At 66.9% G+C, this 17102-nt stretch carries 15 protein-coding genes; 12 read left to right on the top strand and 3 right to left on the bottom strand.

The window, feature by feature from the left end:
- Positions 1–196: 196 nt before the first annotated feature.
- The 10 genes from LO55_RS23575 to LO55_RS23535 all read left to right on the top strand — a co-directional run bounded on the left by LO55_RS23575 (position 197) and on the right by LO55_RS23535 (position 9523).
- Positions 197–1621 (top strand): SLC13 family permease, encoded by a 1425-nt coding sequence (locus tag LO55_RS23575; protein ID WP_071363330.1) that lies wholly within the window; start codon positions 197–199, stop codon positions 1619–1621.
- A 36-nt stretch (positions 1622–1657) separates the two neighbouring features.
- Entirely contained in the window at positions 1658–3337 is a 1680-nt protein-coding gene (gene mdcA, locus LO55_RS23570) for a malonate decarboxylase subunit alpha (RefSeq protein ID WP_071363329.1), read from the top strand.
- Positions 3338–3347: 10 nt separating this feature from the next.
- Positions 3348–3662 carry a malonate decarboxylase acyl carrier protein gene (mdcC, locus tag LO55_RS23565; protein ID WP_071363328.1) on the top strand — a complete coding sequence of 105 codons (315 nt, stop codon included), beginning with the start codon at positions 3348–3350 and terminating at the stop codon, positions 3660–3662.
- Positions 3659–4558, top strand: coding sequence for a biotin-independent malonate decarboxylase subunit beta (locus LO55_RS23560; RefSeq protein WP_071363327.1), 900 nt, complete (start codon positions 3659–3661; stop codon positions 4556–4558). Before mdcC ends, LO55_RS23560 begins: the two co-directional genes overlap by 4 nt.
- Before the next feature lie 2 nt (positions 4559–4560).
- A complete protein-coding gene (mdcE, locus tag LO55_RS23555; protein WP_071363326.1) occupies positions 4561–5277 on the top strand; it encodes a biotin-independent malonate decarboxylase subunit gamma in 717 nt (238 codons plus the stop codon).
- Entirely contained in the window at positions 5261–5941 is a 681-nt protein-coding gene (gene mdcG, locus LO55_RS23550; protein ID WP_071363325.1) for a malonate decarboxylase holo-[acyl-carrier-protein] synthase, read from the top strand. Before mdcE ends, mdcG begins: the two co-directional genes overlap by 17 nt.
- Positions 5929–6816 (top strand): triphosphoribosyl-dephospho-CoA synthase MdcB, encoded by an 888-nt coding sequence (mdcB, locus tag LO55_RS23545; RefSeq protein ID WP_071363324.1) that lies wholly within the window; start codon positions 5929–5931, stop codon positions 6814–6816. Before mdcG ends, mdcB begins: the two co-directional genes overlap by 13 nt.
- A gap of 1 nt (position 6817) precedes the next feature.
- A complete protein-coding gene (locus tag LO55_RS23540) occupies positions 6818–7747 on the top strand; it encodes an ACP S-malonyltransferase (protein ID WP_071363323.1) in 930 nt (309 codons plus the stop codon).
- A 130-nt stretch (positions 7748–7877) separates the two neighbouring features.
- Entirely contained in the window at positions 7878–8006 is a 129-nt protein-coding gene (locus LO55_RS27215; protein WP_267871922.1) for a hypothetical protein, read from the top strand.
- Between the two features lie 263 nt (positions 8007–8269).
- Positions 8270–9523, top strand: coding sequence for an acetamidase/formamidase family protein (locus tag LO55_RS23535; RefSeq protein WP_071363322.1), 1254 nt, complete (start codon positions 8270–8272; stop codon positions 9521–9523).
- 28 nt (positions 9524–9551) lie between these two features.
- Here the strand turns inward: LO55_RS23535 and LO55_RS23530 are convergent, their stop codons facing one another.
- The 3 genes from LO55_RS23530 to LO55_RS23520 all read right to left on the bottom strand — a co-directional run bounded on the left by LO55_RS23530 (position 9552) and on the right by LO55_RS23520 (position 14580).
- Positions 9552–11870, bottom strand: a complete 2319-nt coding sequence (locus tag LO55_RS23530; protein ID WP_071363321.1) for an arylsulfatase — start codon at positions 11868–11870, stop codon at positions 9552–9554.
- Between the two features lie 41 nt (positions 11871–11911).
- The gene (locus LO55_RS23525; protein ID WP_071363320.1) at positions 11912–13327 is read right to left on the bottom strand and encodes a DUF1254 domain-containing protein; all 1416 of its coding nucleotides are present in this window, start codon (positions 13325–13327) and stop codon (positions 11912–11914) included.
- Between the two features lie 101 nt (positions 13328–13428).
- Positions 13429–14580: a GNAT family N-acetyltransferase gene (locus LO55_RS23520; protein WP_071363319.1), complete on the bottom strand. Its 1152-nt coding sequence runs from the start codon at positions 14578–14580 to the stop codon at positions 13429–13431.
- 64 nt (positions 14581–14644) lie between these two features.
- Between LO55_RS23520 and LO55_RS23515 the strand changes: the two genes are divergently transcribed.
- Both LO55_RS23515 and LO55_RS23510 read left to right on the top strand, forming a co-directional pair.
- Complete coding sequence (locus tag LO55_RS23515; protein ID WP_071363318.1) at positions 14645–16693, top strand: NAD(+) synthase; 2049 nt, start codon at positions 14645–14647, stop codon at positions 16691–16693.
- A 26-nt stretch (positions 16694–16719) separates the two neighbouring features.
- Entirely contained in the window at positions 16720–17058 is a 339-nt protein-coding gene (locus LO55_RS23510) for a P-II family nitrogen regulator (RefSeq protein WP_005669566.1), read from the top strand.
- Positions 17059–17102: the final 44 nt, after the last annotated feature.

Here is a 17102-nt window from a genome sequence, read left to right as displayed (position 1 = left end):
TGACAGTAAACGTTTCCGACCGGGCGTAATTGATCTCCAGTCCAATCGCGGTTAACTTGGCAGCACAAATAGCTTACCAAGAGCCCGACTCAAGAGCATAACTAAGAGCATGGCCCGCACGGGATCATGTATTGGAGACGTACCACCCGCGGCCACACCGGTTGGAGCCGGCGCCGCACCTCGAAGGAGCCTCGCCGTGTCCTCTCATGTCATTGCAATCTGCGTCCTGGCGCTGATGTTCATCGTCGCCACCGCCATGCCCATCAATATGGGCGTCATCGCCTTCGTCGGCGCCTTCCTGGTCGGCACCCTGATCGCCGGCATGGAAACCAAGGCCATCATGTCCGGCTACCCGGCCGAACTGTTCCTGACCCTGGTCGGCATCACCTTCCTGTTCGCCCAGGCCCAGAACAACGGCACCATCGACTGGCTGGTGCGGCTCGCGGTGCGCGCCGTCGGCGGGCGCATCGCGGCCATCCCCTGGGTCATGTTCGCGATCACCGCCTTGCTCACTTCGGTGGGCGCGGTCAGCCCGGCGGCGGTGGCGATCATCGCGCCGATCGCGCTCGGCTTCGCGGCCAAGTACAAGATCAATCCCCTCATGATGGGCCTGCTGGTGATCCACGGCGCCCAGGGCGGCGGCTTCTCGCCGATCAGCATCTACGGGGGTATCACCAACAAGGTCGTGATGGAAGCCGGGCTGCCGATCTCGCCGCTGACCACCGCCTTCACCAGCCTGGGCGTCAACCTGGCGGTGTCGGTGCTGCTGTTCTTCGCCTTCGGCGGCGCCAAGCTCATGCGCCAGCAGGTGCCGAAGGCCGAACGCTCGGGCAAGGGCCTGCCGGTCTCGCCGTTCGGTCCGCCGGTGGCGGTGGCGGCCCAGGGCCCGCAGATCTATGGCGACGCCGAGAATGAATCGGCCAGCGAGGAACGCCTGACCAAGGAACGTTCGAGCGCGGCCGTCGGCGCCGTGGGCGCCACCGGCTCGGGCAGCGCCGCCGGCCATGCCGGTGTCGACCTGAACGAAGGCCCGACCTTCCACCAGATGTTCACCGTGGTCGGCCTGATCGCGCTGGCCGTGCTGACCCTGCTGTACAAGCTCGACATCGGTTTCGTGGCCATCACCATCGGCCTGCTCATCTCGATCCTGTCGCCGCAGGTGCAGAAGCGCGCCATCGGCCAGGTGTCGTGGCCCGAGATCATGCTGATCGTCGGCGTTTCCACCTATGTCGGCGTGATGCAGAAGATGGGCACCATCACCTGGGTCGGCGACAGCGCCGCCAGCCTGGCTTCGCCGCTGACCGTGGCTCTGCTGCTGCTGTTCGTCGGCGCGATCGTCTCGGCCTTCGCTTCCTCGACCGCGGTGCTGGGCTCCCTGATTCCGCTGGCCGTGCCGTTCCTGGCCTCGGGCACCGGCGTCGATCCGATCGGCTTCATCGCCGCCATGGCGGTCGCCTCGACCATCGTCGACGTCAGCCCGTTCTCGACCAACGGCGCGCTGGTCCTGGCCAGCGCCCAGCACATCGACCGCGACGTCTTTCTACGGCAGCTGATGATCTATGGCGGCATCGTCACCCTGGTGGCGCCGCTCGTGCTGTGGGTGCTGTTCGTGGTGTTCTAAAAAGGCACACATATTTTTGCAACAACGGGAAATCACATGAATCAGAGTGAATCACAGGCTGACCTTCGCTGGACTACCCAGCAACGCAACCGCGGCGATCGCCTGGCTCGGGTCCAGGCGGCGCTCGGCGGGGCGCTGGACGGCAAGATCGTCCAGGCCGCGCACATCGTCGACCTGCTCAATGCCGTGCTGGAGCCGGGCGACCGGGTCTGCCTGGAGGGGAACAACCAGAAGCAGGCCGATTTCCTGGGCAAGGCATTGACGAAAGTCGACACCGGCCGCGTGCATGACCTGCACATGCTGCTGTCGGTGCTGTCGCTGCCGGAGCACCTCGACGTGTTCGACAAGGGGATCGCCTCGAAGCTGGACTTTTCGTTCTCCGGCCCGCAGGCCGGCCGCCTGGCCAAGCTGGCGCAGACCGGTAAGCTGAATATCGGCGCGATCCACACCTACCTGGAGCTGTTCGCGCGCTACTTCATCGACCTTACGCCGCGCGTGGCGCTGGTGGCGGCCGAGATGGCCGACCGCGAGGGCAATCTGTACACCGGCCCGAACACCGAGGACACGCCGGCCATCGTCGAAGCGACCGCCTTCAAGAGCGGCATCGTGATTGCCCAGGTCAACCAGGTCGTCGACAAGCTGCCGCGCGTCGACATCCCGGGCGACTGGGTCGGCTACGTGGTGCAGTCGCCGACCCCGTACTATATCGAGCCGCTGTTCACGCGCGATCCGGCCCTGATCTCCGAGATCCAGGTCTTGATGGCGATGATGGCGATCAAGGGCATCTATGCCGAGTACGAGATCGAGCGCCTGAACCACGGCATCGGCTTCGACACCGCCGCCATCGAGCTGCTGCTGCCGACGTATGCCGCCGATCTTGGCTTGAAGGGGAAGATCGCGCGCCACTGGGCCCTGAACCCGCACCCGGCGCTGATCCCCGCGATCGAGGCCGGCTTCGTGGAGTCGGTGCATTCCTTCGGTTCCGAACTGGGCATGGAAAAATACATCGGCGCGCGGCCGGACGTGTTCTTCGTCGGGCCGGACGGCTCGATGCGCAGCAACCGCGCGTTCTCCCAGGCGGCCGGCCACTACGCCTGCGACATGTTCATCGGCTCGACCCTGCAGATCGACTTGCAGGGCAATTCGTCGACCGCGACCCTGGGCCGTATCGCCGGCTTCGGCGGCGCCCCGAACATGGGCGCCGATGCGCGCGGCCGGCGCCACCCGAGCAAGGCCTGGCTCAAGGCCGGCGAACAGGCGCGGCAGGGGCGCAACGTGATCCCGCGCGGGCAGAAGCTGGTGGTGCAGATGGTCGAGACCTTCCGCGAGCACATGGCGCCGGCGTTCGTCGAAAAACTCGACGCCTGGCAGCTGGCCGAGCAGGCGAACATGGCGATCCCGCCGGTGATGATCTATGGCGACGACGTGACCCACATACTGACCGAAGAGGGCATCGCCAACCTGCTGCTGTGCCGCACCGAGGAAGAACGCGAGCAGGCGATCCGCGGCGTGGCCGGCTATACGCCGGTGGGCATGGGCCGCGACAAGCGCATGGTCGAGAACCTGCGCGACCGCGGCATTATTCGCCGCCCTGAAGACCTTGGCATCGACAAACGGATGGCGACCCGCGACCTGCTGGCCGCCAAGAACATGAAGGGCCTGGTGCGCGCATCCGGCGGCCTGTACGACCCGCCGAAGCGCTTCAGGAACTGGTGAGGAAACAAGCATGGAAACGTTGAAATACCGTTTCGAGCAGGGCCGGCGTTCCCTGGCCGGCATGCCGCAGCTGGTGGGCGTGGTCGGCTCGGGCAATCTCGAGGTACTGATCGAGCCGTCGCCCTTGCAGGGCGCGTGCGAGATCGAGGTGCGCACCGCGGCCGTCGGCTTCGGCGCCACCTGGCAGGCCGTGATGGCCGATTTTCACGATCGCTGGAGTCTCGCCGACGCGCGCATCAGCATCAATGACATGGGCGCCACGCCGGCCGTGGTCAGCCTGCGGCTCGACCAGGCGGTGGAATCCCTGACCGGAGGCGCAGCATGAGCAGCTACCAGGAATTGACGGCGCGCCAGCGCATTCCGGCGGTCTTCGACGCCGGCAGCTTCGAGGAATTCCTGCCGCCGGGCGAACGGGTGGCGAGTCCGCACCTGGCCCAGCTCGATGCGCCGGTGTCGTTCGACGACGGCGTCGTCGTCGGCCGCGGCAAGCTCGATGGCAAGCTGGTGTTCGGGGCCGCGCAAGAGGGCGGCTTCATGGGCGGCGCGGTGGGCGAGGTCCACGGCGCCAAGCTGGTGGGCATGCTGCGCCGCGCGATCGACGAGCATGCGCACGCCGTGCTGCTGCTGCTGGAATCGGGCGGGGTGCGCCTGCACGAGGCCAATGCCGGCCTGATCGCGGTGTCGGAAGTGATGCGCGCCATGCTGGATGTGCGCGCGGCCGGCATCCCGGTGGTGGCGGTGGTGGGCGGCGCCAACGGCTGCTTCGGCGGCATGGGCATCGCGGCGCGCTGCGCCAACACCGTCATCATGTCCGAGGAAGGGCGGCTGGCGATGTCCGGCCCCGAGGTGATCGAGACCGCCAACGGCGTTGAGGAATTCGATTCGCGCGACCGCGCGCTGGTCTGGCGCACCACGGGCGGCAAGCACCGCTACCTGCTGGGCGATTGCCAGGTGCTGGTTGCGGACGATTCAAGCGCCTTCCGCAAGGCCGCCATCGCGGCGATCGACGAGCTGCGTGGCGGCGAAGTGCGCCTGACCCTCGAAGGCCTGCTGGCCGAGCAGGCCATGCTGGCGCGGCGCCTGCGCGATGCCGACGGGCTGAAAGAACCGATGGAAGTGTGGCGGCGGCTCGGCGTGCCGGAACCCGCCAAGGTGCCGATGCTGGAAGCCGAGGCCTTCCTCGACATGGCGGCGCAATATCGCGCCACAAGCGGAGACTGACGATGGATTGGCAACTACTTACAACCCAGCTTTTCCCGGGCGGTCATGAGATCGTCGAACGCGACAACTTTTTATCGGGCACGGCGCAGGTCGACGGCCAGCCGGTCGCCGTGATCGGCACCACTGGCCACACGCCGATCGGCATCGAGATCGCGCTGGCCCAGGCGCAGGCCATCCTCCAGACCGTGAAGGAGCATCCGGGACGGCCGATCCTGATCCTGGTCGACACGCAGGGCCAGCGCCTGCGCCATCGCGACGAGATGTTGGGCATTAACAGCTACATGGCCCACCTGGGCAAGTGCGTCGACCTGGCGCGCCGCCAGGGCCATACCGTGATCGGCCTGGTGTACGACCAGGCGCTGTCGGGCGGTTTCATCACCAGCGGCCTGATCGCGAGCGCCTGCTATGCGCTGCCGCAGTCGACCATCCGCGTGATGGGCCTGCCGGCGATGGCGCGTATCACCAAGGTGCCAGAAGAACGCCTGACCGAGCTGGCCAGGGACAATCCGGTGTTCGCGCCGGGCCCCGAAAACTACCTGCGCATGGGCGGCCTGCACGGCATCTGGGAAGACGATCTCGCCGCGCAGCTGGTGCGCGCGCTGCGCGACGCCACGGACGAAGACCGGCGCATGGCGCTGGGACGCGAGCGCGGCGGACGCCTGATGGCGCAGCCGGTGGCCGAGGCGGTCAGGAGTGGCGGCCATGTTCGCGCGGCATGACCTGGTGTGGCTGACGCCCCGCGGCTGGCAGCGCGTGCGCGCCGGCGCGCCGGAGGCGGCGCTGGCCGCGCTCGACCGCTGGCGCGACGGCGGCTGGCCGGCCGTGGTGCGGCGCGCCGAGGCCGGGATGGCGGCGAACGAGGTGGCGATCGGCTTTCCGCTGCCGCCGCGGCTCGAGGAGGGCGGCAAGCTGAAGTTCGGCTGCCGGGTCGAGCTGTCCGACGTCAAGCGCCGCACGCGCGCCTTGCCGCTGGTCGCGGCCCTGGATGCGGTGCCGGAGCAGTGGCGCGACAGCCTGGCCCTGCTCGAAAGCCAGGCCGCGGACGCCGGCGTGGGCCTGGCGGTGTATGGCTCGGTGGCGCTGGCGGCGCTGACTGGCCAGTACTACCTGACGCCGCATTCCGACATCGACGTGCTGCTGCAGCCCACCAGCCGGCGCCAGCTGATGAAGGGGCTGGACCTGCTGGCCTGGCACGCGGGCATCCTGCCGCTCGACGGCGAAGTGGTGTTTCCCGACGGCCGCGCGGTGGCCTGGAAGGAGCTGCGCGCGGCGTTTGCCGGCGCCCCGGGCACGCGCGTGCTGACCAAGGGACTGCACCGGATCGCGCTGGTGCTGCCCGAAGAACTGATCGTGACGCTGGAGGAAGAGACGTGCCCGAACTGATCGCCCTGCACCCCACGCCGACGCCGCGCCTGCCGGTTGCCGCCGGCGCGCGCACCTTTGCCCAAGGCCTGGCGCGCCTGGCCGTGCGCAGCCTGTACGCCGAACTGGTCCTGTATCCGAAACCAGGCCTGGTCTCTCTCGTCGACAACGGCAGCCACGCCGACATGACGGCCGCGACCTTCATGCGCAGCATGTTCGCGCTGCGGCGGTATTTTCTGGACATCACCCAGGCCGGCGTGGATGACGCGCCGTTCCACGCGCTCAAGCGGCTCGGCATCGACGCCGAAGCGCGCATGCTGCGCGCCACCGCCGGCATCAACACCCACCGCGGCGCCATCTTCTGCCTCGGCATGCTGTGCGCCGCGATCGGGCGCTGCCGCGCGCGCGGCGTCCCGCTGACGGCGGGCGCGGTGCAGGCCATGCTGCTGCAATGCTGGGGCCGTGAGCTCGGCGCCCACAGCATCGACGCCGGCGCCGCCTCGAACGGCGCCCAGGCGCGGCTGGCCTACGCCGCCAGCGGCGCGCGCGAGGAGGGCGCGCGCGGCTTTCCCTCGGTGTTCGCCGTCGGCCTGCCGGCGCTGCGCCGCACCCTGGCCGAGGGCCGCGGCATGCGCGCGGCGCGCATCGATGCGCTGTTCGCCCTGATGGCCCATATCAGCGACACCAATGTCTATCACCGCGGCGGGATCGAAGGCGCCCTGAGCGTGCGGCGCCGGGCGCGCGCCTTCGTCGCATGCGGCGGCACGGCGAGCCGCGACTGGGAAGCGCGGGCGCTGGCCTGTCACCGCGCCTTCGTCGCCAGTCGCCTGTCGCCGGGCGGCGCGGCCGACCTGCTGGGCGCCGCCTGCCTGCTGCAGGCCGTGACGGTGAACTAGCATGGCGGGACGGCTCGCCATCCTGTGCCCGGGGCAGGGCGCCCAGCATGCCGGCATGTTCGAGCTGGCGCGCCTGGACCCTGGCGCCAGCCGCCTGCTGGACGCATGGTTCGGCGACCCGCGGCTGGCGCCGCTGCTGCGCGCTTCGGTGGAGAGCGAAGAACGGTTTACCAACCGCGTCGCGCAGCCGTCCATCGTCGCGGCGACCCTGGCGATGTGGACCGCCTTGCGCGCCCGGCTGCCGGAACCGGTGCTGGTGGCCGGCTACAGCATCGGCGAATTGTCGGCCTATGGCGTCGCCGGCGCGCTCGATCCGATTGAGGCGGTGACGCTGGCGATCGAACGCGCGCGCGTGATGGACGCCTGCCTGGAAGGCGGGGCGGCGCAGGCGATGGTTGCGCTGTCCGGCATGCCGGATGGGAGCGTCGAGGACCTGCTGGCCCGTTTCGGCTTTTATCCCGCGATCGTGACCGGTGACGATGCGCTGGTGGCCGGCGGCCCCGCCGCCCTGGGCGAGGCGCTGGCGGGGGCTGCACTGGCGGCCGGCGGGCGCGCCACCGTGCTGCCGGTGGCCGTGGCCTCGCACACGCCGTTGCTGCAGGGCGCCGTGGCGCCGTTCGCGGCGCTGCTGGAGAGGCAGCGCTGGGCGGCGCCGGCCTTCCCGGTCCTGTCCGGCATCTCGGCCGAGCCGGTCACCGATGCGCAGAAGGCCAAGCGTGAGCTGCCTCGCCAGATCGCCGAGCCGATCCGTTGGAAGGACTGCATGGATGCCTGCCAGGAGGCGGGCGTGACGGTCGCGCTCGAACTGGGGCCGGGCGCCGCGCTGGCGCGCATGTTGCAAGCGCGCCACCCGCACATCGCCTGCCGCTCGGTGTCCGAATTCCGTTCCCTCGATGGGATCCATAGCTGGCTACAGAGGCAGCTCGATTAACATTCACGGAGCTGATGTCTGATATTGCTACTCGGAATTGGAAGTTCGTCCGGGTCGCCTATATAACCCTTGCATAGCAATCGTTATCGTAGGCGCCGCCGTTGTCGGTGGTGCAATCAAGGAGTCGCACGTGAAGAAGATCGTCCATGCCCTCGTCGCTGCCGCCGGCAGCCGCGCCAGGAGCATCATTCGCAAGCAGGCTGAGGCCGGCAAGCCGTTCCAGGAAAATTTCCGCAGCAATGCTGGAGGCTGGAACTAAGCTCGACTGCCGCCAGATCGTCGGCGGCATGAATGAAAAGCTGGATCCGTACCGCGGACCAGCTTTTTTTCATCGGTATCATTTATCGCAACCCCGACGTATTTGTATAGACGAATGTGCATCGTATTGGAATACTTCGCCGTTTGATGACACAGGTAGTGCACTGCCATAGTGCGTTTTTTCGCAAGAAAGCTCTGTAATGGTTTGGCATGATTGTTGCTGTTTAGCAGGTTCTTGCTAAACAGTTCTACATTGGAGCCACCATGAAGTTTCGCGCCACCTTCCTCCTGACCGCACTCGCCATCGCAGGCATGGCCCCGCTTGCCGCATCCGCACAAGCGGCCGATGCGGGCTTCCCCTTGCAACCGCTGGCCGACAAGCCCGGCCGCATCGTCCTGCCCGGCACGCAGCATGAGGTCTATTACGTGCCGTCGACCGTGGAAACGATCCAGTGGGGCTATCTGCCGAATGCGGCGACCAAGCCGGTGCTGTCGATTCCATCGGGCGCCACGATCGTGTTCGACACGCTGTCGCACGAAGGCCTGGTGGAAGACCAGGGCCGCGATCCGGTCAAGTATTTCGGCAGCAAGGGCATCCCGGCGAATCTGGTGCTCAAGGACGCGGTCGCCATCACCGGCTCGAACATGGCCCATGATTTCTACAAGGACGGCCCGCACATCGTGACCGGACCGGTCGAGATCCAGGGCGCCGAACCGGGCGACGTGCTGAAGGTGGAACTGCTGTCGGCGGTGCCGCGCGTGCCATATGGCGTCGTGTCGAACCGCCACGGCAAGGGCGCGCTGCCGGGCGAGTTCCCCGAAACCCCGAAGCCGCTGGCGAACGCCTCGGCGGCCAACCCGTCCGCGTACCACAACGTGTCGGTGTTCACCCCGATCCGCCGCGACAAGGACGGCAAATGGGAGGGCGTGATGAAGACGAAGGACGGCACCGAGGTAACGTTCCCGACCGCGCCGTTCATGGGCACGATGGGCGTGGCCGCGGCGACCACCGCCAAGGTGCATTCGGTTCCGCCGGGTCTGCACGGCGGCAATATGGACATCAATGACCTGGGCGTCGGCACCACCGTGTACTTCCCGGTGCTGGTCAAGGGCGCCAATTTCTATACGGGCGACCCGCACATGGTGCAGGGCGACGGCGAAGTCGCGCTGACCGCGCTCGAGCACTCGCTGCGTCCGACCTTCCGCATCACCCTGCTCAAGAAGGGCGACGCCGACATTCCGTCGAGCTCGGGCAGCCTGACCCGTCCGATGGGCGAGACGCCGGACCACTGGGTGACCATCGGCCTGAATCCCGACCTCGACGAAGCGATGAAGGACGCGGTGCGCGAATCGATCCGCTTCCTGACCGAGGTGCTGGGCATGGACCGCGCCACCGCCTTCGCCTACCTGAGCGCCGCCTCGGACTTCCAGGTGAGCCAGGTCGTCGACGGCACCAAGGGCGTGCACGGAATGATCCGCAAGTCGGACTTCATCAACGTCACCAGCAAGCAGCGCTAAGCCGGGCTTCCCGGTCCGGCGAACGGGATCAATCGCGCGCCATGGCGGCGGCCAGGTGCGTCTCGACGTCGACGTACAGGTCGGCGCCGACGTCGAACACGACCTTGTTGATCTTGCCGCCCGAGAATGCGAACTTGGGCCGGTAATCGTTCGACACGCCGTCGCCCGAATCGTAGCCGATGCACAGGCCCTCGCCGGTGATGGCAAAGTGGCCCGTCATCGTGCGGATCTGCGCTTCGGCCACGATCCGTTCGTCGACGTACAGGCGCGCCGGGCCATGCGATTCCTTGTATTCGCCCATCCTCTCCTTGATGAACTCGACGCCGACCACGTGCTTGCCGGAGCGGGGCGCATCGCCGACCAGGCGCTGCTCGGGAGGGATGCCGAGGAAGTTGTAGACATAGATGAGCTTACCGTTCTTGACGTACAGCGCATGGCCGCCGAAGCGCGAGCCGTGGGCGAACAGGATGCCCTGGCTGTCGGCGGTGAACTCGACATCCGCCAGCACCTTGAACGAGACGCCGTGGGTATTGGCGGCGGAATGTTCCGGCACGGTGCTGGTGCCCGGGTAATAGGCATACTGCCGGCTGGGCGGCACGGGCGGCTTGAATTCCATCTTGAGGATGCCCATGACGCCCAGGTCGGACAGCGGCAGCACATGGTATTTCTTCGCCTCGCTCATCCAGAGCGCGGCCATCTCCCCGACTTTTTCCGGGTGCTGGTCGGCCAGGTCGTGCGCTTCGGAGCGGTCTTCGTCCGTGTGGAACAGCTGCCAGCGATCCTGGTCAAACTTGCCGATGTCGGTGAACGGACCGTGTTCGGTGACCGCTTTCCAGCCCTGGTGCCAGATGCCGCGGGTGCCGAGCATCTCGTAATACTGGGTTTCCTTGTGCGTGGGCGCATCGACGTCATCGAAGGAGTAGCGCATCGAGACGCCCGGCAGCGGCGTCTGCGGCACGCCGTCGACCGTGTCCGGCATCGCCACGCCGCAGCATTCGAGGATGGTCGGCACGATGTCGGTACAGTGGTGGTACTGGTGACGCACCTCGCCGCGCGCCTTGATGCCCTTGTGCCAGCAGATGACGAGCGGATCGGCGACGCCGCCCTGGTACGAGTAGCGCTTGAACATCCGGAACGGGGTCGAGAATGCCGCCGCCCAGCCGGTCGGGTAATGGTTGTAGGTCGCCGGGGTGCCCAGCTGGTCCAGCATCGCCAGGTTCTGGCCGATGTCGTCGGGGAAGCCGTTGGCGAACTTGCCCTCGTTGATCGAGCCGTTCGGCGATCCCTCGCCGGAGGCCCCGTTGTCCGCGCAATACATGACCAGGGTATTGTCGAGCTGTCCCGATTCCTCGAGGTAGTCGACGATGCGGCCGATCTGCACGTCGGTGTACTCGGACATGGCGGCGTACACTTCGGCCATGCGGCTGAACAAGGCCTTCTCCTCGGTATTCAGCGTATCCCACGGGCGCACCGCGTCGAGCGGGCTGAAGGTGTCTTCGCGCATCGGGTTGAGGGGCGTGAGTGCGGTGCCCTGCGGCAGGATGCCCTTGTCGATCATGCGCGCGAGCGCCCATTCGCGATAGGCTTCGTAGCCGTCGTCGAACCGGCCCTTGTACTTGTCGATGTATTCCCTGGGCGCGTGGTGCGGCGCGTGGTTGGCGCCCGGGCAGAACCACAGGTACCAGGGCTTGTCCGGCTCGGTCTGGCGCGAGTCGCGGATGAATTCGAGCGCCTTGTCGGCCAGGTCCTTCGACAGGTGGTAGCCTTCTTCCGGCGAGTACGGCGGCTCGACGTAGTGGTTGTCCTCGGCCAGGTCGGGATACCACTGGTTGGTTTCGCCGCCGATGAAGCCGTAGTAGCGGTCATAGCCCATCGCCAGCGGCCAGCGCTTCTTGGACGCGCCCATGGTCCATTCGTCGACCGGCACGTTGTGGTTCTTGCCGACCCAGAAGGTGCTCCAGCCGGCTTCGCGTAGCACCGTGGCCATGGTGGCGCACTCCGGCGGCACGTGCGAGTTATAGCCGGGGAAGCCGCTGGCGGCCTCGGAAATCGTGGCGAAGCCGTTCTGGTGGTGGTTGCGTCCGGTCAGGAAGCACGAGCGCGTCGGCGAACACAGCGCCGTGGTATGCCATTGCGAGTACGTCAACCCGGCGTCGGCAAGGCGCTTGAGCGTCGGCATCTCGATGCGCCCGCCGAAGGGCTCCCATGCCGCCAGGCCGGTGTCGTCGTACAGGATGACCAGCACGTTGGGCGCGTCCTGCGGCGCGCGCCGGGCCAGGAACGGTTCCCAGTCCGGCGTGGAGTCGCGCACGTCGAGTTCGATCACGCCTTTGAAATCGGGGTTCATGTCCGTTCCTTTCGATTCCGCGCCGCAGCCAGGCCGCCCGTTCAATCCAGTCGCTCGAAGTCACCCGGCTTCCAACTGCCGTCAAAGGCCGCCGGCTCGGGGCCGTAGACCCGGAAATAGGCGAACCACCCACGCTCAGGAATGGTCTTGATCCAGCGGTCCTCGGATCCGGCCGGGGCGGCTGGCCCGAAGAACAATTCCATTGCTGCGCCGTCCTGGTCCTTGAGCTCGAACAGGGAACGCAATGCCGCCTTGCCCTGATCGGTGCTGACCTGGCTGCGGGTGATCGCGTCGTAGACCGTCACCGACCAGAACAGCGAGCCAGGCACCGGCAGGGGGATTCGCAGCCGATACCGGCGAGCGCCGTCGAGGTAGGCGTCGTCGCCGTCGCGCAGGCCGAGCCAGTACACCGAACCGCTCCCCGCAGCGCGCCGGAACATCGCGGGCGAGGCGCCGATCGCCTGGTAGAACCACACCTCGCGCGCGTCGAGGTCGGGATAGGACGGGGTGGCGAAGTCGCCGCTCTCGGGTCGCAATCCTACCCATTCCCAGCGGCGATCGGGCCAGACGATCCGATCGGGCCGGCGGTCGGCGAACGATTGCACGCACATCTGGACGTGGCCGATGCGGGCCGCCTGTTCCAGGATCGCGCGCATGCGCGCGTCCGGCGCGAAGGGCCGGCCCTTGGCGATCCCGAGCGCCGCCAGTTCGCCGTAGTGGCCGTAATAGCCTGGATAGGCAGGCTCCTCGTCGATTACCTGGTGCAGCACTTCCCAGAAGCCGAGATTGTCTTCCCACTTCAATGGTGTGGTGTCCTCGGGGTGTACGGTCTGGTCCGGCCAGCTTGGCTCGCGCCAGTCGGCTGGTGGATGCAGGGGATGGACCTTGATTGCGCGGATGCGCGCGAACGCGGCTTCCAGGTCGCCGCCGACCGGCAGCGACCGCACCCCCACGATCAGGCGGTTCGTGGTCGAACGCCAGACGTGGTAGCCCTCAGGGATGTCGCCCTGGTACTCCGGCGGCAGCAGCAGGTGTCGTCCGCCTTTCCCGGCGTCGGGTCCGGGAACCCCCATGTCGGCGACCCAGCGCTGATTGACGTCGATCGCCACCACGATCAGCGGCCCGGGCTCCAGTTCGATCACGAATGGCCCCTCGCGCAGGTCGAGCAGGATGGGGGCATAGGGCGTGTCCGAGTTATAGGTGAAACCGACGTGACGGGGCTTGCCGTCGAGGATGCCGAAGACGCAATTGTCGACTACGCCGACCTCCCGGTTCCCATGAACGATCGCGGCGCCCGATACCGTCGGGTAGAAGAAGCGGTAGGCCTGGACCGCGCGATTCAGGTCGGCATCCAGGTAGGCGCGCGCTATCGTGTCCGGTGTCGGGAAGCCGCCTCGCAGCTGGTAGCCGGCGGCATGGTCGGGTGCTTGCGGTGCGACGGCGGCGTGCAGGTTCATTGGAAGCTCCTCGACAGGTCCAGGCGTTCTTTTGGATTCTAGGCGGGCAGCGCGCGCGCCGCCATTGGACCTTTGCCGCACGCGGCCAGCGCGCTCGCTCGTCAGCGCGCCCGGAACGGATTACGCTCGTTCAGCTCATCCATGTAGTCGTCGATCCCGCCCGCCTCGCGCTCCAGGAAGCGCTCGACCGCATCCGCGAACGACGGATGCGCCAGCCAGTGCGCCGACCAGGTGCGGGTGGGCAGGAAGCCGCGCGCCATCTTGTGCTCGCCCTGGGCGCCGCCCTCGAAGGTGGCGATGCCCTGCTCGATGCAGAATTCCAGCGGTTGATAGTAGGCCGTCTCGAAGTGCAGGCAGGGCACGTGCTCGAGCGCGCCCCAGTAGCGTCCATACAGCGTGTCCGCGTCGTGGATCACCAGCGAGGCCGCGATCGCCCGGCCTTCCTTCTGCGCGATCACGAGCAGGATATTGTCGGGCATCGTTTCCCCGATGCGCAGGAAGAAATCCAGGTTGAGGTAGGGCGTCGAATGGTGTTCGCGGTAGGTGTTGCGGTAGCAGCGGTTGAACAGCACCCAATCCTCGCGCGTGGCGTCGACGCCGCGCACCCGGCGCAGCGTCACGCCGGCTTCGGCCACCTTGCGCCGCTCGGCGCGGATGTTCTTGCGCTTCTTCTGCTCGAGGGTGGCGAGAAAATCGTCGAAGCTGCGGTAGCCCCTGTTGAGCCAATGGAACTGCACGCCGCTGCGCAGCAGGAAGCCGGCGTCGCGCAACTGTTGCGCCTCATCCTCGGGAGGGAACAGCACATGGGTCGACGAGACTTCGGTCGCCTGCTGGGTGGCGCACAACACGTCGACCAGGGCCGCGCGCGCATCGGCATCGCGCGCCATCAGGCGTGCGCCCGCCACCGGCGTGAACGGGATCGCGCTCAGGAGCTTGGGGTAATAGTCGAGCCCATGGCGCTGATAAGCGTCGGCCCAGGCCCAGTCGAACACGTATTCGCCATACGAGTGGCCCTTGACGTACAGGGGCAGGGCGGCGGCCAGCGCATCCTGCTCGTCGAACAGCAGCAGGAATTGCGGCTGCCAGCCGGTCTCGGGCGAGGCGCTGCCGGAGGCGTGCAGCGCATGCAGGAAGGCGTAGGAGAGAAACGGCGTCGGCGCGGCCTGGGCCTGGACCAGTGCGTCCCAGGAGGCCTGGCCTACTTCGGACAGATCGGAAACGATATGCGTGCGATAATTCAAAATTGCTTCCATTGACGAGGTGAGTGACGACAGGCACTGATGCAGCCTCGACCTGTCTCACTGCGAAGATCATTTTATGAACAGCCCATTCTTCAATCTCTATTCGCACCATTTCGCCCGCGTCGCGGTGGCCATCCCGCGCGTGCAAATCGCCGACCCGGCGTACAACGCCGAGCAGACCATCCTGCTCGCGCGCCAGGCAGCAAGCCAGGGGGCGGCGCTGGTCGCCTTCCCCGAGCTCGGCCTGTCCGCCTATACCTGCGACGACCTGTTCCACCAGCAAGCGCTGCAGGGCGCCTGCCTCGAGGGCCTGGCGGCCATCGTCGAGGAGTCAAGGACGCTGCCGCTGGCCATGGTCATCGGCATGCCGCTGCGGGTCAACCACATGCTGTTCAACTGCGGCGTGGTGGTCGCCAATGGCAAGGTGCAAGGCGTGGTGCCAAAGAGTTTCTTGCCTAATTATGGCGAGTTTTACGAATCCCGGCAGTTCACCCCCGCGGATTGCGCGGCGGTGGACCAGATCGACCTGTTCGGCGCGCTGGTGCCGTTCGGCCCGAACCTGCTGTTCGAAGTGGCCAACCTGCCACTGCTGCGCTTCCACGTCGAGATCTGCGAGGACGTCTGGGTGCCGGTGCCGCCATCCTCGTTCGCGGCGATGGCCGGCGCCACGGTGCTGGTCAACCTGTCGGCCTCGAACGTCGTGGTGGGCAAGAGCGGCTACCGTCACCAGCTGGTCGGCCAGCAGTCGGCGCGCTGCATGGCGGCCTATCTGTACACCTCGGCCGGGCGCGGCGAATCGACCACCGACATGGCCTGGGACGGCCAGTCGCTGATCTACGAGAAAGGCGAGCTGCTGGCCGAGTCCGAGCGCTTCGCCGACGATTCGCACATCATCTATGCCGACGTGGACCTGGACCGCCTGTCGACCGAGCGCATGAAGGCGACCACCTTCGCCCAGTCGGTGCGGCGCCATGCCGCCGAGGTCGCGAACTTCCGCGTCATTGGCTTCGAGCTCGACCTTCCGTTGGCGAGCACCCTGCCGTTGGCGCGCACGATCGAGCGCTTCCCTTACGTGCCGGCCGACCGCGCGCGGCGCGACGAGCGCTGCACGGAGGTCTACAACATCCAGGTGCAGGCCCTGATCCAGCGCCTGTCCTCGAGCGGCATCCAGAAAGTGGTGATCGGCGTCTCGGGCGGGCTGGACTCGACCCATGCGCTGCTGGTGTGCGCGAAAGCCATGGACCGCCTCGGCCTGCCGCGCACCAACATCCTGGCCTATACGATGCCGGGCTTCGCGACAAGCGGCCGCACGCTCAGGCAGGCGCGCGACCTGATGGCGGCGGTGGGCTGCAGCGCGCAAGAGATCGACATCCGCCCGAGCTGCATCCAGATGCTGAAGGACCTCGGCCACCCTTATGTGGAGGGCAAGGCGGAGTACGACATCACCTTCGAGAACGTGCAGGCGGGCGAGCGCACCAATCACCTGTTCCGCCTGGCGAACTTCCACAACGGAATCGTGATCGGCACCGGCGACCTGTCCGAGTTGGCGCTGGGCTGGTGCACCTATGGCGTGGGCGACCATATGTCGCACTACAACGTCAACGCCAGCGTGCCCAAGACCCTGATCTCTTACCTGGTGCGCTGGGTGGCCGACACCGGCAGTGTGGTCGGCGACCGGGCGCAGGTGCTGCTCGACATCCTCGACACCGAGATCAGCCCCGAGCTGGTGCCGGGCGGTGACAACGACGACAAGCCCGCGCAAAGCACGCAGGACCGGATCGGCCCCTACGAGCTGCAGGACTTCAACCTGTTCTACACGCTGCGCTACGGGTACAAGCCGAGCAAGACGGCCTTCCTGGCGTATTCGGCTTGGCAGGACAGGGAAACCGGCCGCTGGCCCGAGGAACTTGGCACGCGCAACCAGTATGACCTGGGCGCCATCAAGCGGAACCTGGGGATATTCCTGTTCCGCTTCTTCAAGACCAGCCAGTTCAAGCGTTCCTGCGTGCCGAACGGACCGAAGGTCGGCAACGGCGGCTCGCTGTCGCCGCGCGGCGACTGGCGTGCGCCATCCGATTCCGAGGCCACCGTGTGGCTGGACGACCTGGCGAACATCCCCGATTAACCCTGGTATTTGAAAGGACCAACACCATGAAACAGATTACCTGCGTGATCAAGCCGTTCAAGCTCGACGAAGTGCGCGAAGCGCTGGCCGAGGTGAACGTGACCGGCCTGACCGTGACCGAAGTGAAGGGTTTCGGCCGCCAGAAGGGCCATACCGAGCTGTATCGCGGCGCCGAATACGTGGTCGACTTCCTGCCGAAGGTGAAGATCGAGGTGGTGGTGGACGATCCGATGGCAGAGCAGGTGGTCGACGCCATCATCAAGGCCGCGCGCACCGGCAAGATCGGCGACGGCAAGATTTTCGTGCAGAACGTGGAGCAGGTGATTCGTATTCGTACCGGCGAGACGGGCGCGGACGCGGTGTAAGCTGGCTGGTCGGCCGCGGACGGACAAGCGGTGCAGGGTGTCGC

The sequence above is a fragment of the Massilia timonae genome (assembly GCF_001866515.1).
Classification (GTDB): Bacteria; Pseudomonadota; Gammaproteobacteria; order Burkholderiales; family Burkholderiaceae_D; genus Telluria; species Telluria timonae.
This window is presented reverse-complemented; position numbering and strand designations above follow the sequence as displayed.